The organism is Parablastomonas sp. CN1-191 (assembly GCF_049354825.1).
In the GTDB taxonomy this organism is placed as follows: Bacteria; Pseudomonadota; Alphaproteobacteria; order Sphingomonadales; family Sphingomonadaceae; genus Novosphingobium.
The window spans coordinates 1,694,702-1,717,481 of the sequence record NZ_CP186480.1 but is presented as its reverse complement, the minus strand read 5'-3'; the positions used below and the strand labels follow the sequence as shown (position 1 = coordinate 1,717,481).

The 22,780-nt window shown below is 69.3% G+C and carries 21 protein-coding genes; 13 read left to right on the top strand and 8 right to left on the bottom strand.

The window, feature by feature from the left end; translation table 11 throughout:
- Position 1 precedes the first annotated feature (1 nt).
- The 3 genes from ACOYW6_RS08490 to ACOYW6_RS08480 are packed head-to-tail and all read left to right on the top strand — an operon-like array spanning position 2 to position 3,443.
- On the top strand, positions 2–1,288 hold the full coding sequence (locus ACOYW6_RS08490; RefSeq protein ID WP_423140897.1) for an acyl-CoA dehydrogenase family protein: 1,287 nt from the start codon (positions 2–4) through the stop codon (positions 1,286–1,288).
- Positions 1,288–2,376: a Zn-dependent alcohol dehydrogenase gene (locus ACOYW6_RS08485; protein WP_423140896.1), complete on the top strand. Its 1,089-nt coding sequence runs from the start codon at positions 1,288–1,290 to the stop codon at positions 2,374–2,376. Before ACOYW6_RS08490 ends, ACOYW6_RS08485 begins: the two co-directional genes overlap by 1 nt.
- Entirely contained in the window at positions 2,373–3,443 is a 1,071-nt protein-coding gene (locus tag ACOYW6_RS08480) for a phosphotransferase family protein (RefSeq protein ID WP_423140895.1), read from the top strand. Before ACOYW6_RS08485 ends, ACOYW6_RS08480 begins: the two co-directional genes overlap by 4 nt.
- Here the strand turns inward: ACOYW6_RS08480 and ACOYW6_RS08475 are convergent.
- Positions 3,440–4,681, bottom strand: coding sequence for a CaiB/BaiF CoA transferase family protein (locus ACOYW6_RS08475; RefSeq protein WP_423140894.1), 1,242 nt, complete (start codon positions 4,679–4,681; stop codon positions 3,440–3,442). The genes ACOYW6_RS08480 and ACOYW6_RS08475 overlap by 4 nt on opposite strands.
- A 43-nt stretch (positions 4,682–4,724) precedes the next feature.
- Positions 4,725–6,836 (bottom strand): S8 family peptidase, encoded by a 2,112-nt coding sequence (locus tag ACOYW6_RS08470; RefSeq protein WP_423140893.1) that lies wholly within the window; start codon positions 6,834–6,836, stop codon positions 4,725–4,727.
- On the opposite strand from ACOYW6_RS08470, the gene ACOYW6_RS08465 reads away from it, so the two are divergent.
- From ACOYW6_RS08465 to ACOYW6_RS08455, 3 genes are all read left to right on the top strand, one after another.
- Positions 6,829–7,158 (top strand): hypothetical protein, encoded by a 330-nt coding sequence (locus ACOYW6_RS08465; RefSeq protein WP_423140892.1) that lies wholly within the window; start codon positions 6,829–6,831, stop codon positions 7,156–7,158. The genes ACOYW6_RS08470 and ACOYW6_RS08465 overlap by 8 nt on opposite strands.
- A 156-nt stretch (positions 7,159–7,314) precedes the next feature.
- Entirely contained in the window at positions 7,315–8,160 is an 846-nt protein-coding gene (dapD, locus tag ACOYW6_RS08460; RefSeq protein ID WP_423140891.1) for a 2,3,4,5-tetrahydropyridine-2,6-dicarboxylate N-succinyltransferase, read from the top strand.
- Between the two features lie 65 nt (positions 8,161–8,225).
- A complete protein-coding gene (locus ACOYW6_RS08455) occupies positions 8,226–8,450 on the top strand; it encodes a hypothetical protein (RefSeq protein WP_423140890.1) in 225 nt (74 codons plus the stop codon).
- An 85-nt stretch (positions 8,451–8,535) separates the two neighbouring features.
- Here ACOYW6_RS08455 and ACOYW6_RS08450 read toward each other — a convergent pair whose 3' ends face one another.
- Positions 8,536–8,892 (bottom strand): hypothetical protein, encoded by a 357-nt coding sequence (locus tag ACOYW6_RS08450; RefSeq protein ID WP_423140889.1) that lies wholly within the window; start codon positions 8,890–8,892, stop codon positions 8,536–8,538.
- A 171-nt stretch (positions 8,893–9,063) separates the two neighbouring features.
- Between ACOYW6_RS08450 and msrB the strand changes: the two genes are divergently transcribed.
- On the top strand, positions 9,064–9,486 hold the full coding sequence (gene msrB, locus ACOYW6_RS08445; RefSeq protein WP_423140888.1) for a peptide-methionine (R)-S-oxide reductase MsrB: 423 nt from the start codon (positions 9,064–9,066) through the stop codon (positions 9,484–9,486).
- 79 nt (positions 9,487–9,565) lie between these two features.
- Entirely contained in the window at positions 9,566–11,749 is a 2,184-nt protein-coding gene (locus ACOYW6_RS08440; RefSeq protein ID WP_423140887.1) for a PBP1A family penicillin-binding protein, read from the top strand.
- A 51-nt stretch (positions 11,750–11,800) separates the two neighbouring features.
- On the opposite strand, the gene ACOYW6_RS08435 is transcribed toward ACOYW6_RS08440, so the two are convergent.
- From ACOYW6_RS08435 to hflK, 3 genes are all read right to left on the bottom strand, one after another.
- Complete coding sequence (locus tag ACOYW6_RS08435) at positions 11,801–13,324, bottom strand: Do family serine endopeptidase (RefSeq protein ID WP_423140886.1); 1,524 nt, start codon at positions 13,322–13,324, stop codon at positions 11,801–11,803.
- Between the two features lie 125 nt (positions 13,325–13,449).
- Positions 13,450–14,301 (bottom strand): protease modulator HflC, encoded by an 852-nt coding sequence (gene hflC, locus ACOYW6_RS08430; protein ID WP_423140885.1) that lies wholly within the window; start codon positions 14,299–14,301, stop codon positions 13,450–13,452.
- Positions 14,298–15,434 carry a protease modulator HflK gene (gene hflK / locus ACOYW6_RS08425; RefSeq protein WP_423140884.1) on the bottom strand — a complete coding sequence of 379 codons (1,137 nt, stop codon included), beginning with the start codon at positions 15,432–15,434 and terminating at the stop codon, positions 14,298–14,300. Before hflK ends, hflC begins: the two co-directional genes overlap by 4 nt.
- A 138-nt stretch (positions 15,435–15,572) precedes the next feature.
- Here hflK and ACOYW6_RS08420 point away from each other — a divergent pair, with 138 nt between their 5' ends.
- From ACOYW6_RS08420 to hemH, 3 genes are read left to right on the top strand one after another with little or no spacing between them, the layout of a single operon-like run.
- Positions 15,573–16,547 carry an Mrp/NBP35 family ATP-binding protein gene (locus ACOYW6_RS08420; protein WP_423143093.1) on the top strand — a complete coding sequence of 325 codons (975 nt, stop codon included), beginning with the start codon at positions 15,573–15,575 and terminating at the stop codon, positions 16,545–16,547.
- A complete protein-coding gene (locus ACOYW6_RS08415; RefSeq protein ID WP_423140883.1) occupies positions 16,544–18,790 on the top strand; it encodes a molybdopterin cofactor-binding domain-containing protein in 2,247 nt (748 codons plus the stop codon). Before ACOYW6_RS08420 ends, ACOYW6_RS08415 begins: the two co-directional genes overlap by 4 nt.
- Before the next feature lie 14 nt (positions 18,791–18,804).
- Complete coding sequence (gene hemH / locus ACOYW6_RS08410) at positions 18,805–19,818, top strand: ferrochelatase (RefSeq protein WP_423140882.1); 1,014 nt, start codon at positions 18,805–18,807, stop codon at positions 19,816–19,818.
- Here hemH and ACOYW6_RS08405 read toward each other — a convergent pair.
- The gene (locus tag ACOYW6_RS08405) at positions 19,815–19,973 is read right to left on the bottom strand and encodes a DUF1674 domain-containing protein (RefSeq protein ID WP_423140881.1); all 159 of its coding nucleotides are present in this window, start codon (positions 19,971–19,973) and stop codon (positions 19,815–19,817) included. The two genes, hemH and ACOYW6_RS08405, sit on opposite strands and share 4 nt — an antisense overlap.
- Positions 19,974–20,028: 55 nt before the next feature.
- Between ACOYW6_RS08405 and ACOYW6_RS08400 the strand changes: the two genes are divergently transcribed.
- Positions 20,029–21,267, top strand: coding sequence for an RsmB/NOP family class I SAM-dependent RNA methyltransferase (locus tag ACOYW6_RS08400; protein ID WP_423140880.1), 1,239 nt, complete (start codon positions 20,029–20,031; stop codon positions 21,265–21,267).
- Here the strand turns inward: ACOYW6_RS08400 and msrA are convergent.
- Complete coding sequence (gene msrA / locus ACOYW6_RS08395) at positions 21,264–21,794, bottom strand: peptide-methionine (S)-S-oxide reductase MsrA (protein ID WP_423140879.1); 531 nt, start codon at positions 21,792–21,794, stop codon at positions 21,264–21,266. The two genes, ACOYW6_RS08400 and msrA, sit on opposite strands and share 4 nt — an antisense overlap.
- 118 nt (positions 21,795–21,912) lie before the next feature.
- On the opposite strand from msrA, the gene aguB reads away from it, so the two are divergent.
- Positions 21,913–22,779 carry an N-carbamoylputrescine amidase gene (gene aguB / locus ACOYW6_RS08390; RefSeq protein ID WP_423140878.1) on the top strand — a complete coding sequence of 289 codons (867 nt, stop codon included), beginning with the start codon at positions 21,913–21,915 and terminating at the stop codon, positions 22,777–22,779.
- Position 22,780 lies beyond the last annotated feature (1 nt).

Genomic DNA, 22,780 nt, shown 5'->3' with positions numbered 1-22,780 from the left:
CATGGATTTCGAACCGACCGAGCGTCAGCGTCACTGGCGCGACCGCGTGCGCCAGTTCATCGAGGCGCATGGCCGCCCGCGCCAGGCCGACTACAAGGCCCAGCAGGCCGAAGGTGGGCGCTGGAAGGTGCTGTCCGTGATCGAGGAGGAAAAGGCCCGCGCACAGGCGCAGGGTATCTGGAACCTGTTCATGCCGCCGCGTTCGGGCCGCCCGCACGTCGACGACAGTTTCGAATTCGACGGGCCGGGGCTGACCAACCTCGAATACGCGCTCTGCGCCGAGGAGATGGGCCGCATCGGCTGGGCGAGCGAGGTCTTCAACTGCTCCGCCCCCGACACCGGCAATATGGAAGTGCTTTATCGCTACGGCACGCGCGAGCAGAAGGACGCCTGGCTGAAGCCCCTGATGAAGGGCGAGATCCGCAGCGCCTTCCTGATGACAGAGCCCGCCGTGGCCAGTTCGGACGCCACCAACATCGAATGTTCGATCGTTCGCGACGGCGATGACTACGTAATCAATGGCCGCAAGTGGTGGTCGTCGGGCGCGGGCGATCCGAGGTGCAAAATCGCGATCGTCATGGGCAAGACCGATTTCGAGGCCAAGCGCCATGCCCAGCAGTCGATGGTGCTGATGCCGCTCGACGCGCCGGGGGTAACGATCCTGCGCCACCTGCCCGTGTTCGGGTACGACGACGCGCCGCACGGCCACATGGAGATCGAGCTCAAGGACGTACGCATCCCCGCCGGCAACATGTTGCTGGGCGAAGGGCGCGGGTTCGAGATTGCGCAGGGGCGCCTCGGGCCGGGACGCATCCACCATTGCATGCGCACGATCGGCGTGGCCGAGGAAGCGCTTGCCAAGATGGCGCGGCGGCTGCAGGCGCGGGTCGTCTTCGGCAAGACCATCGCCGAGCATTCGGTCTGGGAAGAACGCCTGGCCCGCGCCCGCATCGACATCGAGATGACGCGGCTGCTGTGCCTCAAGGCGGCCGACATGATGGACAAGGCCGGCAACAAGGCCGCCGCGGCGGAAATCGCGATGATCAAGGTCCAGGCTCCCAACATGGCGCTGCGCATCATCGACGATGCCATCCAGGCGCACGGCGGCGCCGGCGTTTCCGAGGATTTCGGGCTGGCGCAGGACTATGCCCATCAGCGCACGCTGCGCCTGGCCGACGGCCCGGACGAAGTGCATGCCCGCGCCATCGCCCGGATCGAGCTGGCCCGCCACGCCGCACCTGCCAACGATTCTGGCTTCAGTTCCGGCGATATGGGAGCGGCACGCTGATGAAAGCCGCCGTCCTCGTCCAGGCAGGTCAGCCGCTGGCAATCGAAGACCTCGTCATCGACACGCCCGGCCCGCACGAAGTGCTGATCCGCACCGCTGCCTGCGGGTTATGCCATTCGGACCTGCACTTCATCGACGGCGCCTATCCGCACGCGGTGCCGGCCGTGCCGGGCCACGAAGCGGCCGGCATCGTCGAGGCGGTCGGCAGCGAGGTCCGCACGGTCAAGGTCGGCGACGCGGTTGTGACCTGCCTGTCAGCCTTCTGCGGCCACTGCGAATTCTGCGTCACCGGGCGCATGGCGCTGTGCCTGGGGGCGGAGACGCGGCGTTCGCGCGGCGCCCCGTCGCGGATGTCGCGGCCAGACGGCACGCCGGTCGGGCAAATGCTCAACCTGTCGGGTTTCGCCGAACAGATGCTGGTGCACGAGCATGCCTGCACCGCGATCGATCCCGAGATGCCGCTCGACCGTGCCTCGTTGATCGGCTGCGCGGTGACCACCGGCGCGGGCGCGGTCTTCAATGCCTGCAAACTCGTTCCCGGCGAGACGGTGGCCGTGGTCGGCTGCGGCGGGGTCGGCCTTGCCGCGATCAACGCGGCGAAGATCGCGGGCGCGGGCCGGATCATCGCCGCCGACCCGCTGCCCGAAAAGCGCGAACTGGCGATGAAGCTGGGCGCCACCGACACGGTCGATGCCCTGTCGGACACAGCGACGGCCGAAATCGTCGAGATGACGAAGGGCGGCGTCGATCACGCGATCGAGGCGGTCGGCAGGCCATCGTCCGCGGCGCTGGCGGTCGGCGCGTTGCGGCGCGGCGGTACCGCCACGGTCCTGGGCATGATGCCGCTGACGGAAAAGGTCGGCCTTTCGGCGCTCGACCTGCTGGCGGGCAAGAAACTGCAGGGCGCCTTCATGGGCATGAACCGCTTTCCGGTCGACATGCCGCGGCTAGTCGATTTCTATCTGCGCGGGATGCTCGACCTCGACACGTTGATTGCCGAGCGAATCCCGCTGGAACGCATCAACGACGGGTTCGAGACCATGCGCGGTGGCCACGCGGCGCGTTCGGTCGTGGTTTTCGCCCAATGACCGGCCTGACCGCCGACGAAGCCTTCGTCGGCACCACCGTGCCCGAAGGCGCCGACCGGCTCGACGAGGCGAAGCTCGGCGCCTGGATGGCGGACCATGTCGAAGGCTTCCGCGGGCCGCTGACGCTGAGCAAGTTCAAGGGCGGCCAGTCGAATCCGACTTACCGGATCGCGGCCGCCAGCGGCAATTACGTGCTGCGGCGCAAGCCGTTCGGGCCGCTGCTGCCCTCTGCCCACGCGGTCGACCGCGAGTTCAAGGTCCAGTCGGGACTAGCGCGGGCCGGTTTTCCGGTCGCGCGCCAGTTCGGGCTGTGCACCGACGACGGCGTGATCGGAGCCTGGTTCTACGTCATGGACATGGTCGACGGGCGCACGATCTGGAACGGCGCGATGCCGGGCGCCGCACCGGCCCAGCGCCGCGCGACCTACGATGCGATGGTCGATACCCTCGCCGCGCTCCACGCGGTCGACGTGGCGGCGGTCGGCCTTGCCGACTACGGCAAGCCGGGCAACTATTTCGGCCGCCAGATCGAGCGCTGGACCCGGCAATACCGCCTGTCCGAGACCGAGCGGATGGAGCCGGTCGAGCGATTGATCGAATTCCTTCCCGCCACGGTGCCCGAGCAGACCCGCACCAGCGTGGTCCATGGCGATTACCGGATCGACAACCTGATCTATGCGCGGGACGAACCCCGGGTGGCGGCAGTCCTTGACTGGGAATTGTCCACGCTGGGCGATCCGCTCGCCGATTTCACGTATTTGTGCCTGACGTGGGTGACCGACAACGGTGGCCGCTCGGGCGTGGCCGACCTCGATCGCGCCGCGCTCGGCATCCCGGAGCTGGACGAAGTGGTCGATCGCTATTGCGCGGCGTCTGGGCGCGCCGACGTGCCTGACATGAACTGGTACTTCGCGTACAACTTCTTCCGCCTGACCGGGATCGTCCAGGGCATCAAGAAACGCGTGATCGACGGCACCGCCAGCAGCGCCCATGCACGTGAGCAAGCCGAGCGGGTCGGAATGCTGGCGGACCGGGCCTGGGATTTCGCCAGGCGCGCCGGCGCCTAGGAACGCTGGCGCACCGCACCGGCGGCCGCCAGCGCCGCGAATTCGCCCGGGGCAAGCTCCAGCCATTCGTCCAGCAGTTCGGCGGTGTGCTCGCCGATGCGCGGCGGCATCTGGCGGAAGCTCGCCGGGGTTCGCGACAGCTTGGCCGGGTAGGCAACGCTGGGCACGGCGACACCGTCTTCGCGTTCAAATCGGTGGACGGTGCCGCGCGCCGCCACGAACGGGTCGGCGAAAACCTCCGCCAGGTCGTTGATCGGCCCGACGGGGACGCCCACCGGATCGAACAGCGCGGCCAGTTGAGCCTTGGTGCGATCGGCCACCAACCGGGCGACCTCCGCTTCGCAAGCGGCGCGGTTGGCGACCCGGTCGCGGGAGCGCAGGAAGCGCGGGTCGTCGGCCATAGCAGGCATACCCAGGGCATCGCACAGGGCGCGGAACTGGCGGTCGTTGCCGACCGCGATGATCACGGTCCCGTCGGCGACCGCGAAGGTTGTATAAGGCACCAGCGTCGGGTGGCGATTTCCGGTCGGGCGCGCCGCCTGGCCGCTGACCAGGTAGCTTGAGCCCAGGTTGGCCATCATCGCGATCTGGGTGTCGAGCAGCGAGATATCGATGTGCTGGCCGTGGCCGGTCCGTTCGGCATGGCGCAACGCCGCCAGGATCGCGGTGGCAGCGTAATTGCCGGTCGACAGGTCCGCAATGGCCACCCCCGCGCGCAGCGGCTGGCCGCCGGCCTCGCCGGTCACCGACATGAACCCGCCCATGCCTTGCGCGATGAAATCGTACCCGCCGCGCTGCGCATAGGGCCCGTCCTGCCCGAAGCCCGAGATCGAGCAATAGACGATCCTGGGATTGATTGCGAAAATGGCGGCGTAATCGAGTTCGTACTTGGCCAGCCCGCCGACCTTGTAGTTCTCCACCAGGATGTCCGCCTTGGCGGCCAGCCGGCGGATCAGCGCGGCACCTTCGGGGCGCGCGAAATCGATAGCGGCGGAGCGTTTGTTGCGGTTGGCGGCGAGGTAATAAGCGCTCTCCGCGCCGTCATCGCTGCCATCGGGCAGGGTGAGGAAGGGCGGTCCCCAGGCGCGCGTATCGTCGCCGCGCACCGGGTGCTCAACCTTCAGCACGTCGGCGCCGAGGTCGGCCAGGATCTGCGTTGCCCACGGCCCGGCCAGCACGCGCGACAAGTCGAGCACCCTGACGCCGCTGAGTGCGCCTGCGATAACGGGCGTGGTCATGACCGCGCGATGGCGCGGCCCGGCGGCGAAGTAAAGCCGGTGCCTAGAACGCCGCGCGCCAGCTTACCGCCATGCCCTTGTCGTCGGGCAGCGCGGCGCGATGACCGGGATCCTTGCGGTAGAACACCCCGGCGTGGGCCTGGCCGTATAGAAGCGGCCCGCTCCACCCCAGTTCGGCGTCCAGTTCGCGCCCCTGCGGCGCCAGCGACAGCGTGCGCAGCCCCATGCCTGTCTGCAGCGTCTCATAGCTGTAGTCGATCGGGAGCAGGAACGACAGCGTGCCGCTTTCGACGCGGAGTGGCTGCGACAGCCGCAGCGCGACGCTATCTCCTGGCGCAAAGACGTCGCTGCGCAGCGCGTCAAGCGACCACGCGCTGGTCACCAGCGTGCCGCCCTGCAACGTTCCGGCGCTGCCCGCGCGGGTGAATCCGGCGCGCAGTGCGCCGCCAAGCTGCCAGCCGGGCGCGGGCGACCACTGCGCCGCCGCGTCGGCAAGCATCGTGTCTGCGCCGCTGCCGCCCAGGCCCGAATGGATCCGCGCGCCCAGCACCGTGCCGGTCTCGTGCAGCCAGGACGCGCCGATGCTGGCGCGCCCGGCCTCGAACCCGCGGTCGAACGCGACGCCGATGCGCGACACTGGAAATTCGCCCCGGCGTGCCTCTAGCGAAGTGCCGAACTGCAGCGGTGAACCGGTAATCGCGTTGCCCCGCGCGGCCGTGGCGGTCAGCGCCCAGGTGCCGAGGTTGCGGCGCACCGCCAGCGTGGTCTGATTGCTCTGGTCGAAGCCGACGTCGTCATGCGCCGACCCGGCGACGAAGAACGCCGCTTCGTTCCGACCCTGAAGCTGCGCGACCAGTCCGTCCGCCCCTTGCGCGAAAGCGAACGCGACCGACGTCTTGGGCGCGATACGGGCGACCACCTGGCCGGCCAGGACGCGCGCCGCCTCGGCATCGCCGCGCGACAGGCGCAGCGCGCCCTGCCACGGCTGCGCGATGGCGCGCCCGGTGGCGTCGACGGTGAAGGCCATGGCTACTGCGCCGCCGGCGCCGCCAATCGTGCGCGACGTGCCCGTCAGTGCGGCGGTCAGCCGGGGCGCGACAGCGGCGCTACGCACGCCCGAGGCCAGATTGTAGTCATAGGCGCGGCCGTATCCGTCGAGCAGGACGGTATCGAGCGGCGCGCCGATGCGCGCATCGCCCATCGGACGCGAGGTTGCGATCGTGGTGTCGCCAATCGGCAGCGGCACGGTGGAGGTCGACAGCGCGGTCGCACCTTGCGGCGCGAAGGCCGCCGCGATGTTCAGGATGCCGCGTCCGTACGTGGCGTCGGTTCCCGTCGCGCCGGCATCGGTACCGGTACGAAGCAGCAGGTCGACGACTTGCGCCGCGGTCAGGTTCGGAAACGCCTGGAACAGCAGCGCCGCAGCACCGGCAATCTGCGGGGCCGAGAAACTGGTCCCTGAAAACAGCGTGACAAACCGCGCGCCGGTCGAATCGGTAGTGATCTTGATGGCGCCGTTTTCGTAAACGCAGCAAACCCGCTCGCCCCGCGCGGTCAGGTACCACTGGGCCGAGCTGCCCGCGCGGTTGCTGAAGGCAGAAATCTGGTTCGTTTCGCCGACCGACCCGGCGATGATGACGTTGCCGTTGCCCGCCGCCCGCAGGCCGGTGGCGAAGGGGTCGGGATTGTTCGGATCGACCGCGGGATCGGTTGAATCGCCGTCGTTGCCGGCAGAAATGATTACCACCACGCCGGCGGAAGCCGCGCGCGAAACCGCCGCGCGCAGGATCGAGCCCGGCGACGAGCCGCCCAGCGACAAGTTGATGACCTTGGCGCCCGCGTCGATCGCGGCGTTGACGCCGGCGGCGATCGCGGTGTCGCCGAACGTGCATTCGTTCTTGCCGTCCTTGTTCGGCGTCGTGCACGATCCGGGACTGTCGGCGCGGAACATCGCGACTTGCGCGCCGAATGCGATGCCCAGGATGCCGGTGTTGTCCCGCGCCGCGGCAGCGATCATGGCGACGTTGGTGCCGTGGTCGCTGTCCGGGTTGTCGACCCCGCGCGATCCGGCGACGTCGCGCGATGCGGATGACAGGCGGCCGGCAAATTCTGGGCTGTCGCTGTCGATGCCGCTATCCACTACGCCGATGGTCACGCCCGTGCCGTTGACGCCCTGTGCCCAGGCAGTCACCGCGCCGTGCTGTGAAGGCCCGGTCGAGCGGTTGTATTCGCTGGTGCTGAAGGCGCTCGACGGGGTCGGCGTGGGAGTGGGGGTGGGTGCCGGCGTCGGAGTCGGCGTTGGACTGGGAACAGGCGCGGGCGCGGGTGCGGGTGTGGAGATCGATCCGCCTCCGCCGCCGCCGCAAGCGGCCACCAAGGCGACCGGGCTGAGCGCCGCGAGAATGCCAACGAACCGCAATTGCGTCATCGCCATGGTCATTTTTGCCTTCGATTCGAAAGAATTGCGTTCGAACTGACACGCTATGGCTTACTTATGGGTGAATGGCGACCCGGCGGCGATCCGGTAACGCGCGGGCGCGCTATTCTATCCCGCCGTCACGGCGAGGGTTGCCCGGGGCACGACGAACCGATACCCGCGCCCCGAAACACGCGCTTCAGAAAAGGCCCCGCGGATGACCGACCACGCCGATCTGGCCACCACAATCGCCGCCGCCTGGGACCGGCGCGACGCGGTCACTCCCGCCAGCCGGGACGTGGCGGAACCTGTCGACGCGGCGCTGGCACTGCTGGACAGCGGCGCCGCACGCGTGGCCGAGCCCGACGGCACCGGCGGTTGGCGCGTCAACCAGTGGCTCAAGCAGGCCGTGCTGCTGTCGTTCCGCCTTTACGACAATGCCGTGGTTCCCGGCGGGGCTGCCGGGGCCCCGGCATTCGACAAGGTGCCTTCCAAATTCGCCGGCTGGGACGATGTCCGCTTCCGCGATGGGGGCTTTCGGGTTGTGCCGGGCGCGGTGGTGCGGCGCGGCGCGTTCATCGGCAAGGGTGCGGTGCTGATGCCCAGCTTCGTCAACATTGGCGCGTACGTGGGCGAGGGGACGATGGTTGACACCTGGGCGACGGTCGGCTCCTGCGCGCAGATCGGGCGCAACGTCCACTTGTCGGGCGGCGCCGGTATCGGCGGTGTCCTCGAACCGTTGCAGGCCGGACCGGTCATCATCGGCGACGGCGCCTTCATCGGTGCGCGGTCCGAGGTGGCCGAGGGGGTCGAGGTCGGCGAAGGGGCGGTCCTGTCGATGGGTGTATACCTCGGCGCGTCGACCAAGATCGTCGATCGCGCCACCGGCCAGGTCCACGTCGGCAAGGTTCCGCCTTACGCGGTGGTGGTGCCGGGCGCACTGCCGGGCAAACCGCAGTCGGACGGGACGCCGGGGCCAAGTCTCTACTGCGCCGTGATCGTCAAGACGGTCGACGCGCGCACCCGCTCAAAAACGGGTATCAACGAACTTCTGCGCGACTGACGCGGACCGGAACAGGCCCGCTTCTGACGCGTTGCAAGCGCGACCACTACTGGGGAGATTACGCCATGGACCGCCAGGGCGACGAAGTTCACGTCGACGATACCGAGGCCAGCGGCGGCAGCACGCCGCACATCGTCCGCTACGTGCTCGTGATCAGCCTGTTTCTCGCCATCGCGGCGCTGACGCTGATCTGGGTGACCGGTGCACTCACCAGCGATCAGGGTAGCCGCACCGGCACTGTGACCAATCAGGCGACCCCCGCCGGCGACGCCAGCGCGCCCGCCGGCTGACCGGCTTACTATCGTTCGTTTCATTGAAGGGCGCCCACTCCGGTCCGGAGCGGGCGCCCTTCGTTTTTAGCCGCCGCGGCGCTGATCAACGCAGGATGTTGATGACGGTCTGGATCAGGCGGGTGGTCGGGTCGACGGCGTAAACCCGGCCGTCGTTGTAATAATAGCGGTAGCTGTCGTTATACCGGTAGCGGTCGCGGTAGGAACTCGGCAGCGTGTTGTACTGGACATAGCGCCAGTCGCTCGGCACCCGCTCACCCCGGTTGTAATACATCTTGCGCGCCTGCCCCGGCGGCATGCAGCCGTTGTGCTTCTTGGCCAGCCCCGGCGGGCAGTGCCGGCCGCTCCAGTTGCGGTCGCCGCCGCGATGATGATCGGCCAGCGCCGGAGTGGCCGCCATGGCCAGTGCCGTTCCGGCCGCGAGGATGAGCGCATTGCGCATGGGTATTCTCCTTGGCGGATGATCGCCGCTAGACCCGAAAAACGAATGCCGCCGGGCCTGGTTCCCGCCCAGCCAGCCCAGCCCAGGCCAGCCCAGCCCAGCCCAGCCCAGCCCATGCCTTGCCGCGTCGCCGGGCTGCACCCATATGCCGCAGCAAAGGAGAGCCCCCCGATGACCGACAAAGTCACCCTCAGCGATGCCGAGTGGCGCGAGAAGCTGACCCCCGAGCAATACGGCGTGCTGCGCCAAGGCGGGACCGAGCGTGCCTTCACCGGCAAATACGAGCGTAACAAGCAGGGCGGAACCTACACGTGTGCGGGTTGTGGCGAGCCGCTGTTCAACTCGGAAACGAAGTACGATTCCGGTTCCGGCTGGCCCAGTTATACCGCGCCGGTTGCGGCTGACGCGGTCGACGAACTTCGCGATACCGCGCACGGCATGGAGCGTACCGAAGTACGCTGCGCCAAGTGCGAAGGACACCTTGGCCACGTGTTTCCCGACGGTCCCCGTGAAGCGGGCGGGCTACGCTATTGCATCAACAGTGCCGCCCTCGAATTCGCGCCGGACGACGCTGAAAGCCCGTCCGCCGAATAGCCATTAACGCCGCGTTCGGGATCGCCTATGCACAGGCTCGGACGGCCCAGGGGTGCGTTCGGGCCGAGCCGGGAGGATCATGGCGCGCAAGGATATTCGCAGGTCGCCGCGCGGACAGCGGCGTGAGCCCGATCGCGCCGCCCCGTCGGGCTGGCGCGCGTGGGTTCGCCGCCTGTTCGTGTGGGGCGTTGCCGCCGTCCTGCTCGTGGCTGTCGTGACTGCCATCGCGGTTGGCGTCGCGGCGTCGTCGCTGCCCAGCTTCTCGGCACTGAAAAGCAGCCAGCAAGGCCAGATGATTGTCGTGCGCGCGCGCGATGGCAGCGAATTGTTCACCCAGGGCCCCAGCTATGGCCGCTGGGTCCGTTCGGCCGACATTCCGCAGGTCATGAAGGACGCGATGGTCGCGACCGAGGACCGGCGTTTCTATTCGCACATCGGCATCGATCCGATCGGGCTGCTGCGCGCTTCGGCGGTGGCGGTAAAGAACACCGACGGGCTGCGTGCCACCTCCACGATCACACAGCAGCTGGCGCGCAACGTGTTCCTCAACAACAGCCGCTCGCTGGGTCGCAAGGTGCGCGAGATGGTCTTGGCGATGGCGCTTGAGACTCGCTTTTCCAAGGACCAGATCCTCGAACTTTATCTCAACAAGGTCTACTTCGGCGGCGGCGCCTACGGAATCGATTCCGCCAGCCGCAAGTTCTTCAACCACCCCGCCACCGAACTGACCCTGCCCGAGGCGGCAATCGTTGCCGGCCTGGTCAAGGCGCCGTCGCACTATGCCCCCACCGCCGATGCCGAGGCCGGGCGCGACCGGGCCCGCGTGGTGCTGCGGCTGATGGCGCAGAACGGCAAGATTTCGTGGAGCGAGGCCGAGGCCGCGGATCTCGATGCCGTGCGCCTGGCGCCCGAGACCGGGCAGAACTCGGTGCGTTATTTCACCGACTGGGCGCTGCCGCAGCTCGACGTGCTGCTGGGCGAAAGCACCGAGCCGATCGAGGTCTGGACCACGCTGGACCCCAAGCTGCAGAGCGCCGGGATCGACGCGCTCAAGGCCAACGCCCCGGGCGGCGCACAGGGCGCGCTTGTCAGCCTTGACCGCGACGGTGCCGTGCTGGCGCTGGTCGGGGGCACCGACTACGTCAGTTCGAACTACAATCGCGCCACCAACGCGATGCGCCAGCCCGGCTCGGCCTGGAAGCTGTTCGTCTATCTCTCCGCGCTTGAGGCCGGCTACCGGCCAGAGGACATGGTGACCGACGAACCGGTGACCATCAACGGGTGGAGCCCGCGCAACGATGGCCGCAGCTACGCCGGCAAGATCAACGTGCGCACCGCCTTTGCCTATTCCAAGAACACCGTTGCGGCACAGCTCGGCAACGAGGTCGGCTTCTCGACCGTGGCAGGCATGGCGCGGCGCCTGGGCATCACGACGCCCATTTCCACTTACCCCTCTATGGTGCTGGGCAGCAACGACGTCCGCGTGCTCGACATGACGCGGGCCTTCGCCACTGTCAGCGCCAAGGGCCACGCGATCGAACCCTACGGGATCGTCAAGGTGACGACCACCGACGGTCAGCTGCTCTATCAGCATCGTCCGTCGGCCGGGGCGCAACTGGTGCCCGACTACGTCGCCGCCGAGATGACCGATCTGTTGCAGAGCGCGGTCCAGATCGGGACCGGCCGCGCGGCGCAGATCGGCCGTCCGGTCGCGGGCAAGACCGGGACCACCAGTTCGAACAAGGACGGTTGGTTCCTGGGCTTTTCCAGCGGCGTGACCACCGGCGTGTGGATGGGCCGCGACGACGCCAAGACCGTGCCCGGCCTGCAGGGCGGTACGGCCCCGGCGCGCGCCTTCGCCCAGTTCATGAAGGTCGCGACCGCCACCCGTCCGGTCGAACCGTTCGACACCCAGGCGAAGGCGCCCGAATGGCAGCTCGAGCCCGACGACCAGGCCCAGCAGGGCGCCAACCCCGAAGACTACTACTACGTCGACGACAGTGGCCGGCTGGTCGATCCGCGCCCGCCCGCCGCCGCCGACGACCAGCCGCAACCCGCGGACGAGCCAGCTCAGCAGGACGCCGATCGGCCACCAGCGGCGGCCGGCGACGATTTCCTCAACCGCGCGACCGGGCGTGACGAACCCGCCCCCGCACCCACGCGCAGCCCGCCGCCGCGGCGAACCCCGGCGGTGCAGGGCCCGGTGGTCCAGCCGATCCCGACGGCTACTGCAACCCGCCGCCCGCCGCCGGCTCAGTTCTGATCACAAAAAAGGCCCCGGGCGGGGCCTTTTTCGCTTCGGTTCGACCCCGCCCTAGCGCAGGCGCAGGGCGATGATCGCGGGCGCCTGCCCCGGCGGCTGGATCTTGAGGCGAACCGCCTCACGCCCGGCGTTCTTGGCACTGCGCACGATCGCTTCGAGCTGGGCCATCGTGGCGACCTTCTGGTCGTTGGCTTCCAGGATCAGCATCCGCGGCTGGATCTGCTTCGTCCCGGCGTCGGACGAAGGGTCCACGTCGGTGATCAGCAGGCCGGTGTAGTTTTCCGGCAGGCCCAGGCGAACCGCGAGGTCCGGCGTCAGCGGAACCGCGGCAAGACCCAGCGAATCCCAGGCCAGCCCCTGGTTCTGCGTCGCGCCGGGAGCGGCACGGCTCCCGCGCGGGGTGGCGCTGGGCGGGTTGGCGCGGGCCAGTTCCTCTTCGCTCGGTCGCTTGGCGACGACTGCGTTGACGGTCACGTTGCGGCCGCTGCGCAGCACCTCGATCGGGATGCGCTTGCCGGGGGCGGTGTTGGCCACGATCGACGACAGCGAATTGTCCGAGGTGACCTCCTTGCCGTCGACCTTGAGAACGACGTCGCCCGGTTGCAGCCCGGCGCTGGCCGCGGCACCGCCGGGGACGACGCTCTGCACCAGCTCGCCGCGATCGTGCGGGATGCCGTAGGAATTGGCGAGGTCGTCGGTCATCGGCTGGATCTGCACGCCCAGGTAGCCGCGCTCGATCGCCTGGCCGGCCTGCAGCTTGGCAACGATCGGCGCGGCGATGTCCGAGGGAATCGCGAAGCCGATGCCGATGTTGCCGCCCGACGGGGCGATGATCCAGTTATTGATGCCGATCACGTTGCCGGCCATGTCGAACATCGGCCCGCCCGAATTGCCCGAATTGATCGAGGCGTCGGTCTGGATGTAGTGATCGTAAGCGCCGGAACCGGTGTTGCGGTTGACCGACGAGATGATCCCGCTGGTCACCGACCCGCCCAGGCCGAACGGGTTGCCGATGGCGATCACCCAGTCACCGGCGCGGGCCTTGCCCGACTGGCCGAACTTGACGAACGGCAGCGTCTTCTTGGGATCGATCTTTAGCACAGCGATGTCGGAGGCCTGGTCGCGGCCGACGATGCGGGCATTGTATTCCTGCCCGTCCGCCATCTTGACCGTGATTGAGCTGGCCAGGCCCTGGTTGTCCATCGTGATGACGTGGTTGTTGGTGACCACGTAGCCGTCGGGCGAAATGATGAAGCCGGAACCCAGCGCACCGGCCTCGCGCGTTTGCGGCTGCCCGCCGCCCTGGCCGCCGAACAGACCTTCGAACGGGGTTCCGGCGAACGGATTGTTGGTCTGGACCTTGACCTGCTGGCGGGTGGCGATGTTGACGACCGCGGGCTGCAGCTGCGCGGTCAGGTCGGCGAAGCTGGCCGGGGCGCCGGCGCGCGGCACCACCGTGGCCATCTGCGAACTGTCATTCTGCGCTACCTGCGCGCCGGCGGGGAAACCGCCCAGCAGCGTCGCGGCCGCGCCGCCGAGAAGAAGCGCCGATGAAATGCCGTAAGCGTATCGCACGTGATCGTGTCCTTTGTGTTCTATCGCCCGAAGACTCCGCGCCGGACGTCGCTCGTTTTCGGCGCGATTCAGACCTTTTTGCCTGAACCGGCATTGAATGGCGCGGGTTCCCGCGCGGCCTCCCGTCAGTTGCCCTTGAACTGTTTGAGGTACTCGTTCTGCGGGCTCAGGATGATGGTGCTGCCGCCGCGCGTTTCCGGGTTGGCGAAAGTCGCGTCGTAGCTCTTCATCGCGCGGTAGAAATCGTAGAAGCCCGGGTCCTTGCCGAAGCTGTCAGCATAGATGCGGGCCGCTCGCGCCTCGGCGTCGGCGGTGATCAGGTAGGCGTTCTTCTGGCCCTGGGCGCGGATCGTCGTCGCTTCCTGCTCGCGCGCGGCGCGCATCTGGGCAAACGCGCTTTCCAGCGCGCCGGGCGGCAAATCCGCTTTCTTGATCCGAACATCGATCACTTGTGCACCGTAATCGCGCGCCTGGCGGTCGAGCCCCTCGCGGATGTGGGCCATCGCCTCGCCGCGCTCGGGGGTGAGCAGGCTGGCGAACGTGTTGCTGCCCAGTTCCTGGCGCAGCACCGAGGTCAGGATCGGTTGCAGCTGGTCCCCGACCCGCTCGACCGAACCGGCGGTGCGGACCATCTTGACCGGGTCGATAATCCGGTAGCGCGCATAGGCATCGACCTCGAGCCGGCGCTGGTCCGAGGAGATGACCTGTTGTGAATCCATTTCCAGGCTGAGCACGCGCTTGTCGATGCGGACCACTTCCTCGAGCAGCGGCACGCGCAGGACCACGCCGGCGCCGGTGCGGCCGAAATCGACCCCCGGGCGAAAGCGGTTGATCACGCGGACCGGCTCACCCAGCCGCAGGACCACGGCCTGCTGCGATTCGGGCACCACCACGATGCTGGAGAAAATCACGAACAGGGCCGCCACGGCTGCGCCCAGCGCGAGCTTGTTGCCCCTCAGGGTCTGCACGACGGTCATGGTGCGGGCGCCTCCGTCACGCGCGGCTTGGGCGTGATCTGCGGCAGCGGCAGGTACGGCGTGACGCCGTTGCCCTCGACCACGACCTTGTCGTTATTGGAGAGCACGCGTTCCATCGTGTCGTAATACATGCGGCGGCGGGTCACCTCGGGAGCGAGCTTGTATTGCTCATAAACCTTGTCGAAGGCGCCGGCTTCGGCCTGCGCCTTGGCCAGGACCTGCTGGGCCTGGGCCTGCGCGTTGTTGAGGTCGCGCTGGGCGTCGTTCTGCGCCGCGGTGACCTTCTGGAAAGCATCGTTGACCTTGTCGGGCGGATCGGCTTTCTTGATATCGACCCCCAGCACCGAGATGCCGGAGCGATAGGCGTCGAGTACCGCCTGCATCCGGGTGCGCACGCGAATCTCGATCTCGGCGCGGCCGGCGCCCCCCATCACGCCATTCAGCGGGACTTCGGCCACGGAGGCGCGCATCGCCGCCTCGGCAACCTCGATCACGGTCGCCTTCGGGTCCTTGAGCTGGAATGTGTAGAGCTTCAGGTCCTTGATGTTCCAGCGCACCAGGTAGCTGAAATCGACCAGGTTGAGGTCGCTCGTCAGCATCAGGTTCTCGCTCTCCCCCTCGGGGATCGAGTTGCGCTTGATCGAACCGACATCCTCGACCTTCACCGCCTGGATCGGCCACGGCAGCGTCCAGTTGGCGCCCGGTCCGATCGTGCGCGAATAAGAACCCAGCGTCGTCACCACGCCCTGTTCGCTGGTGCCGAGCTGGTGATAGCAGCTCACGCCCAGCCACAGCAGCGCGACGCCCGCTACCAGGTACTTGCCAAGCCGGCGCCCCGGCTGCGACGCGAAATGCGGAAAGCCACCGCCGGGACCGCCCGGGCCGCGGTTCCTGAAAATATCGTCGATGCCGGGGGCACGGCGCCGTTCCTCGCCGCCGCTGCCGGGCAGCCACGGGTTGCGCGGGCCGGACGCGGGTGGAGGCGGGGGCGGAACGGGCTTGTCGCCGCCGCCGTCCGCAGGGCCGGACTGGCCGCTTTCGCCGCCGTCGTCGCCGCCACCGCCGCCCCACGGGCTTTTGCGTCCAGCCATAGCCAGCCGCCAGCCTTCGAAAGTCCCCGCAAAACGCTTCATCGCATCGGTTATAGGGAGCGCCGGCCGACAAAAACAGTGTCTCCCCCGGCTTTTTCATTGCTAGGGGCTGGCGACTTGCCCGAGACCACCGTCGATGGACCCCGCCCCGTGACTGAACCTGCCGATCCCGCTTCCGCCCTGCGCGCCGCGCTGCCACCCGCGCTGGCCCCGCGCGTGACCGCGCTGCGGCTGGCTGAAGGCACTGCCAGCGCGGTGCTCGACGTCGCCGGATTCGATGCGGTCGAGCGTGAGCGCAGCGAGGCTGCACTTCGCGATGCCCTGGCGGCGGTGCCGGGTGTCCGCGACGTGCGGGTGGCGATGGTGGCGGACAAGCCGGTGCGGCGGATCCTGGCGGTCGGATCGGGCAAAGGCGGGGTCGGCAAGTCGACGCTGGCGGCCAACCTGGCGGTCGCGCTGGCCCGCGCGGGTCGCAAGGTGGGGCTGGTCGATGCCGATATCTACGGCCCGTCGCAGCCGCGCCTGATGGGCACCGAAGGCCGCAAGCCGCAAGCGCGCGACAGCAAGATGATTCCGCTGGCGGGATACGGCGGCCTGCCGGTGCTATCGATGGGCAACCTGATCGAGGATGGCCGCGCCATCGCCTGGCGCGGCCCAATGGCCTCGAACGCGCTGGGCCAGTTGATCGACGCCGACTGGGGCGATGCCGAATTGCTGGTCGTCGACTTGCCGCCCGGCACCGGCGACGTCCAGCTGACGATGCTGCAGCGGCACCGCCCGGTCGGCGCGGTGATCGTGTCGACGCCGCAGGATCTTGCACTGATTGACGCGGCGCGCGCGATCCAGCTGTTCGGCCAGGCCGGCGTGCCGGTGATCGGCATGGTCGAGAACATGGCGGGATACATCTGCCCGCACTGCGGCGAAGTCAGCGATCCGTTCGGTTCGGGCGGGGCAGAGGCCGCCGCCGCCGAGATGGGACTGCCGTTCCTCGGCCGCATTCCGCTCGACATCACGATCCGCCGCGAATCGGACGCGGGGACCCCGCCGGCCGCGGGTGAGGGACCGGTCGCGGACGGTTTCGCGGCCATCGCCCGCCGCATCGCCACCTGGCTGGATAACCAGAGCGGGCTCAACCTCCAGCCGGGGCGCCAGTGAAGGCTGACCGCCGCGCGGTGCTGATCGGCGCCGGTGCGGCGGGCGCGCTGGTCATCGCCTGGGCGCTGACCCCGCGCCGGTTCAAGCCGCCGGTCGCCCCGGGGCCCGACGATTTCGCCTTCGACGCCTGGCTGCGCATCGGCGCCGACGGTGTGACCACGCTCGCCGTGCCCGCGCTCGACATGGGGCAAGGCGACGGCAGCCTGCTGGCGCAAGTCGTGGCGAGCGAACTCGGCGCCGACTGGCGGCAGATCGCGCTCGAGCCGGCGCTGCCCTCGGGCGCCTATGCCAACACCGCGCTGGCGGCACGCTGGTCGCGGTTGTGGATGCCCGCGGCGCCGTCGTGGGCGGCCGACGGCGACAGCGTGCTGGCGCGCCGCTGGGCCGAGGGGCACGACTTCGCGGTTACCGCCGAAGGATCGACCCTGGCGGCGTGGGAAGATCCCGCCCGCTGGGCCGCCGCATCTGCCAGAACGCTGCTTATCGCCGCGGCGGCGCGGCGGTGGGGGATCGACGCGCAGGCCTGCGACACGGCTGCCAGCCACGTCGTCGCGGGCGACCGGCGCCTGCCGTTCGGCACCCTGGCCGAGGAAGCCGCCGCGCTGACGCTGCCTGCCGAACCGGTACTGCGCGCCCCCGCGGCTGAGCGGCCGGACGGGCGGCGGACGGCATTCCCGCGCCTTGACCTGCCCGCCAAGGCGCGCGGGACCATGCAGTTCGCAGCCGACGTACGGCTTCCCGACATGGCGTTCGCGGCGATCCGCTGGGCACCGGTCGGCGCGGTTGAGGGTCCGCCGCGCGCCGATGCGGGCAAGGCGCGCGGACTGGCAGGCTTCGGCCGCGTCGTCACCGGGCCGGACTGGGTCGCCGCCACCGGCGACACCTGGTGGGCGGCGGAGCGTGCGCTTTCGGCGATCGCGCCGGTCTTCACCGTGGGCGAACGCGCCGACGATGTCGCCATCGAGGCGGCGCTCGAAGCCGCGCTGCGGCGCGGCGCGGCGACGCGCGTTGGGACGCTGGGCGATGCGGACGCCGCGGCCGCGCCGCCGTTCGACCTGGTTGCGCGTTACAGTGCATCGGCCGCGCTTCACGCCGGGCTGGAGACCGCCGCGGCCACAGCGCATTGGAGCGGGGGCAAGCTCGAACTCTGGGTCGCCAGCCAGGCGCCCGCCGCCACCCGCGATGCGGTCGCCGCCGCGCTCGGGTTGAGTGTCGGCGCCGTCACGCTTTACCCTGTCGCGGCGGGCGGAAGCTTCGACGCGCGGCTGGACACCCGCCACGCAGTGGTCGCTGCGACCGTAGCGCGCGACCTGGGGCGGCCGGTGCAGCTGGCGGCCTCGCGCTGGGAAGAGCATCTCGGCACCCTCCCGCGAAGCCCCGCTTACGCTGTCCTGGCGGCGAAGACTTCGCCCGACGGTACGCCAACATCCTGGAAAACGCGCATCGCGGTGCCCTCCGCTACCGCCGAACTGGGCGCCCGGCTGGTCGGTGGGCAGGATCGCTGGTCGGCGCGGGCCGCGCAGACCAGCGCCGACCCGCTGGCGACAGAAGGCGCGCTGCCGCCATACGCCGTGCAGGACCTGGTGATCGAGCACGTGGCGACCGGGCTGCCGCTGCCGACGGGGCGGCTGGCGGGTAATGCGGTCGGCCTGACGACCTTTTTTACCGAAAGCTTCGTCGACGAGTTAGCGGCGCGGTCCGGGCGCGAGCCGCTGTCGTTCCGGATGGCTTTGCTGGGGGACGACGTGGCGCTGGCCGCGGTGCTGCAGCGCGCCGCCGCGCTGGCGGGCTGGGACGGTGGGCGCGGGGGGCAGGGGCTAGCCTGCGCCGCGCTCCGGCGTTTCGGCCGCACGGGCCGCATGGCGGTATTCGCCACCGCGCGGCAGGAGACGACCGGCATCCGGGTGGACAAGTTCGCCGTCGTCGCCCAGATCGGCCGAGTGGTGAACCCCGATATCGCGCATCAACAGATCGAAGGCGGCCTGCTGTTCGGGCTCGGCCTCGCCGCCGGGGCGGCCACCGGCTATGGCGCCGGCCTGCCGACCCGCACGCGGCTGGCGCAGCTGGCCCTGCCGACCGCCGCCACCGCGCCAGCCATCGCGATCGAGATCGTGCCCGCCACCGGTGAGCCGTTCGACCCCTATGAACTGGCCGTGGCGCTGGCCCCGCCGGCCATGGCCAACGCGCTCTTCGCAGCCACCGGCACGCGGCTGCGCACGCTGCCGCTGACGGGGCCGGCATGATGGAGCAGGCAGTCATGGAACGCCCCGCCGATCATCCCGCCGCGCCGCATGGCCGCATCGGCGTGCTGCTGGTGAACCTCGGTACGCCGGATGCGCCCGATCCGGGATCTGTGCGGCGTTACCTGGCCGAATTCCTGTCGGATCGCCGCGTCGTCGAGATACCGCCGCTCGTCTGGCAGCCGATCCTGCGCGGCGTGATCCTGACCACCCGGCCGAAGAAATCCGCCCACGCCTACGGCCAGGTCTGGGGCGAGGATGGCAGCCCGCTGGCCGCGATCACCGCCGCGCAGGCGAAGGCGTTGCAGGCACGGCTTGGCGATGCCGCGATGGTCGCCCACGCCATGCGTTACGGACGCCCCGCGCTCGGCGCCGAACTGGTGCGATTGAAGGAAGCCGGCTGCGATCGCATCCTCGTCGCACCGCTTTATCCGCAGTACTGCGCCGCCACCACCGCGACCGCGATCGACGCGATGGGCGCGGCGCTTGCCACGATGCGCTGGCAGCCTGCGATCCGCACGATGCCGCCCTACTACGACGATCCCGCGCACATTTCTGCGCTGGCCGAGGACGCCGACCGCCAGCTTCGCGCCCTTCCTTTCATGCCCGACGCGCTGCTGCTGAGCTTTCACGGCATGCCGAAGCGCACGTTGGAGCTGGGCGATCCTTATCACTGCCACTGCCGCAAGACCGCGCGCCTGCTGGCAGAGGTGCTGGCGCCGCGCTTTCCCGACCTGCGGATCGAGACGGCGTTCCAGTCGCGCTTCGGGCGCGCCAAGTGGCTGGAACCCTCGACCGAAAGCGTGCTGGCTGCCGAGGCTGCGCGCGGCGCCCGGCTCGCCGTACTGGCGCCCGGGTTTGCCGCCGACTGTGTTGAAACGCGCGAGGAACTGGCCATCCGCGGCCGCGAGACGTTCATCGGTGCGGGCGGCAGGGATTATGCCGTGCTCGATTGCCTTAACGCCGGTGAAGCCGGCATGGCGATGATCGAGGCGCTGGTGCGGCGCGAACTGTCGGGCTGGCTGCCTTAGAAATCGACCGCGATGCCGTCCTTGACCCAGTCGCCATAACGGGTGGGGGACAAGGCCTCTTCGTCCTTGGGCGGCGCCGGCGCGGGTGCCGGCTGGTCGCTCCAGTAGGCCGGCTTTTCGAAGCGTTCGGGCCGCTTGGTTGCGCGCTGTGTCATGGCGACAGGATGGACGCGCTGGCGGGGCAATGCAATCGCGACTAGGGCCCGGACGATGAACGACGACATTTCCGGACCGGTCGCGGGATTGGCCGCCCGCCGCGCCGCGCTGCGCCTGCTCGACGCGGTGCTGCGCCGCGGCGAAACGCTCGAGCAATCGCTGGGCGCGGCCGCCTATGGCCTGGCTCCGCCCGACCGCGCGCTGGCGCTGGCCCTGGCCAGCGAGGCGCTGCGCTGGCTGACCGACCTCGACGCCCTGATCGACAGCGCCACCAGGATGCCGCTCTCCCCCGATGCCAAGGCGCGCAACGTGCTGCGGCTGATGCTGGCGGGCTGGCTGCGGCTCAATACCCCGCCGCACGCGGTGATCGCCACCGCGCTCCCACTGCTCGAAGGGGGGCCGCGCAAACTGGCGCACGGCGTATTCGGCACGCTGGTGCGCCAAGGCGCGACCTTGCCCGCAGCACCGACGCTCCCGCCCGAGGTGGCCGCGCGCTGGGGCGAACGTGCCCCTACTATCGCCGCCGCGCTGGCGGTGCCGCCACCGCTCGACCTGACGCTGCGCGATCCCGCCGCGACCGATGAATGGGCCGAGCGGCTGGGCGGCACCTCGCTGATGCCCGGCCACGTCCGCCTGCCGCGCGGCTCGGCGGTCGAAAGCCTGGACGGGTTCGACGAGGGCGCGTGGTGGGTCCAGGACCTCGCCGCCAGTCTGCCCGCAAGGCTGCTTGGCCAGGGTGAGGACCGCCGCGCGCTCGATCTCTGCTCGGCGCCGGGCGGCAAGACGCTGCAACTCGCCGCCGCCGGCTGGGCGGTGACCTCGCTCGATCTCAGCGCCAAGCGGCTTGACCGCGTCCGCGCCAACCTCGAGCGGACCAAGCTCACCGCCGAAATCGTCACCGCCGACGCGCTGACCTGGGCGCCGGAGGACAAGTTTGACGCCGTTCTGCTTGACGCGCCGTGCAGCGCGACGGGCACCGCGCGGCGCCACCCCGACGTACTTCACCGCGTCAACGCCGCCCAGATCGCCGAGCTCGCCGTGCTCCAGGCCAGTCTGCTGGCGCGCGCGGCGACCTGGCTCAAGCCGGGCGGTCGGCTGATCTACGCGGTCTGCTCGCTCGAAACGGCCGAAGGCGAAGGCCAGCCGCTGCCGCTTGCGGCCGAGCCGGTCGCCGCCGACGAATTGCCCGCCGGGCTGGCGCCCAGTGCCGACGGCACGCTCCGCACCGATCCGGCGATGCTGGCCGAAGCGGGCGGGCTGGACGGCTTCTTCGTCGCCCGCCGCCGCGCCTAAGCCTTCACTTTGGCCTGGAAACTCTTGCGCAGCTTCATCAGCTTTGGCGGGATCACCGCGAGGCAGTACGGGTTCCGCTGGCCTTCGCCTTCCCAGTATTCCTGGTGGTAATCCTCGGCCGGGTACCAGTGCGCCGGCCCCTCGATGGTGGTGACGGCCTTGCTGGTCGGATGCTCGGCGTCCCAGCGGGCAATCGCGGCTGCGGCCTCGGCGCGCTGCGCGTCGTCGATCGGGAAGATCGCGCTGCGGTACTGGGTGCCGATGTCGCCGCCCTGGCGGTTGAGCTGCGAGGGATCGTGCGTGCCCATGAACACGTCGGCAAGCTCGGCGTAAGAAATCGTAACCTCGTCGAAAGTCACGCGGATCGCCTCGGCGTGTCCGGTGCTGCCCGTGCAGACCGCCTTGTAGGTCGGGTTCTCGGTCGTGCCGCCGATGTAGCCGCTTTCGACCTGGCTGACGCCGATCACGTCCTTGAACACCGCCTCGGTGCACCAGAAGCAGCCGCCCGCGAAAATTGCCTGTGCCATGAAATTCTTTCGTTGTGGTGCGCTCGCCCTTCATATGGGTACGCGGGGCGCCGCTGTCACCCCGCGCGCATCGCGCCGCCGGTAGACTTCGCGCCGCGGCCCAAGTAATCCGCCGCGCATGAGCCAGCTTACCGTCGCCGCGCTCCAGCTTGCGCTGGGAGATGAGACCGAGAGCGTCAATATCGACGCGGTATCGGTTCTCGTCGAGCAGGCCGCCAGGCAGGGTGCGCAAGTGATCCTGCCGCCCGAGCTCTTCTCCGGCCCCTATTTCTGCAAGACCGAGGACGAGGCCCTGTTCGCGCTGGCACGGCCGGTTGGTGAACATCCCTCGGTCGTCGCGATGCAGGGATTGGCGAAGGGGCTGGGCGTGGCGATTCCGACCAGCTTCTTCGAGCGCGACGGCCACCACTATTACAACACCCTGGCGATGATCGGGCCCGACGGCGCGATCATGGGCACGTACCGCAAGAGCCACATCCCCGACGGGCCGGGGTACGAGGAAAAGTACTATTTCCGCCCCGGCAACGACGGCTTCAAGGTCTGGGACGTGTTCGGAACCCGGATCGGCGTGGGGATCTGCTGGGACCAGTGGTATCCCGAAGCGGCACGCGTGATGGCGCTGATGGGCGCCGAAGCGCTGTTCTACCCCACCGCGATCGGGACCGAGCCTTACGACGCCGATCTCGACACCAGCCGGATGTGGCGCCGTGCGATGCTGGGCCACGCGGTGTCGAACTGCATGCCGGTGGTGGCCGCCAACCGTATCGGCAGCGAAGCCGAGCACGGCGGCGGCGCGCAGCGCTTCTACGGCCACAGCTTCATCACCGACGAATGGGGCGATTACCTGGCCGAATTCGGCGGCGAGGACAGCGGCGTGCTGGTCCAGCGGCTCGACCTGGCGCGCGCCGCGAAACACCGCGCTGGGATGGGTTTTTTCCGCGATCGCCGACCGCAGCTATACGGCCGGATCTGCCAGGACGTCTAAG

Bases quoted from the DNA above. Each gene is read 5' to 3' on its own strand.
- ACOYW6_RS08490 (WP_423140897.1), top strand. From the start codon at position 2: ATGGATTTCGAACCGACCGAGCGTCAGCGTCACTGGCGCGACCGCGTG.
- ACOYW6_RS08485 (WP_423140896.1), top strand. From the start codon at position 1,288: ATGAAAGCCGCCGTCCTCGTCCAGGCAGGTCAGCCGCTGGCAATCGAA.
- ACOYW6_RS08480 (WP_423140895.1), top strand. From the start codon at position 2,373: ATGACCGGCCTGACCGCCGACGAAGCCTTCGTCGGCACCACCGTGCCC.
- ACOYW6_RS08475 (WP_423140894.1), bottom strand. From the start codon at position 4,681: ATGACCACGCCCGTTATCGCAGGCGCACTCAGCGGCGTCAGGGTGCTC.
- ACOYW6_RS08465 (WP_423140892.1), top strand. From the start codon at position 6,829: ATGGTCACGCCCGTGCCGTTGACGCCCTGTGCCCAGGCAGTCACCGCG.
- dapD (WP_423140891.1), top strand. From the start codon at position 7,315: ATGACCGACCACGCCGATCTGGCCACCACAATCGCCGCCGCCTGGGAC.
- ACOYW6_RS08455 (WP_423140890.1), top strand. From the start codon at position 8,226: ATGGACCGCCAGGGCGACGAAGTTCACGTCGACGATACCGAGGCCAGC.
- ACOYW6_RS08450 (WP_423140889.1), bottom strand. From the start codon at position 8,892: ATGCGCAATGCGCTCATCCTCGCGGCCGGAACGGCACTGGCCATGGCG.
- msrB (WP_423140888.1), top strand. From the start codon at position 9,064: ATGACCGACAAAGTCACCCTCAGCGATGCCGAGTGGCGCGAGAAGCTG.
- ACOYW6_RS08440 (WP_423140887.1), top strand. From the start codon at position 9,566: ATGGCGCGCAAGGATATTCGCAGGTCGCCGCGCGGACAGCGGCGTGAG.
- hflC (WP_423140885.1), bottom strand. From the start codon at position 14,301: ATGACCGTCGTGCAGACCCTGAGGGGCAACAAGCTCGCGCTGGGCGCA.
- hflK (WP_423140884.1), bottom strand. From the start codon at position 15,434: ATGAAGCGTTTTGCGGGGACTTTCGAAGGCTGGCGGCTGGCTATGGCT.
- hemH (WP_423140882.1), top strand. From the start codon at position 18,805: ATGGAACGCCCCGCCGATCATCCCGCCGCGCCGCATGGCCGCATCGGC.
- ACOYW6_RS08405 (WP_423140881.1), bottom strand. From the start codon at position 19,973: ATGACACAGCGCGCAACCAAGCGGCCCGAACGCTTCGAAAAGCCGGCC.
- ACOYW6_RS08400 (WP_423140880.1), top strand. From the start codon at position 20,029: ATGAACGACGACATTTCCGGACCGGTCGCGGGATTGGCCGCCCGCCGC.
- msrA (WP_423140879.1), bottom strand. From the start codon at position 21,794: ATGGCACAGGCAATTTTCGCGGGCGGCTGCTTCTGGTGCACCGAGGCG.
- aguB (WP_423140878.1), top strand. From the start codon at position 21,913: ATGAGCCAGCTTACCGTCGCCGCGCTCCAGCTTGCGCTGGGAGATGAG.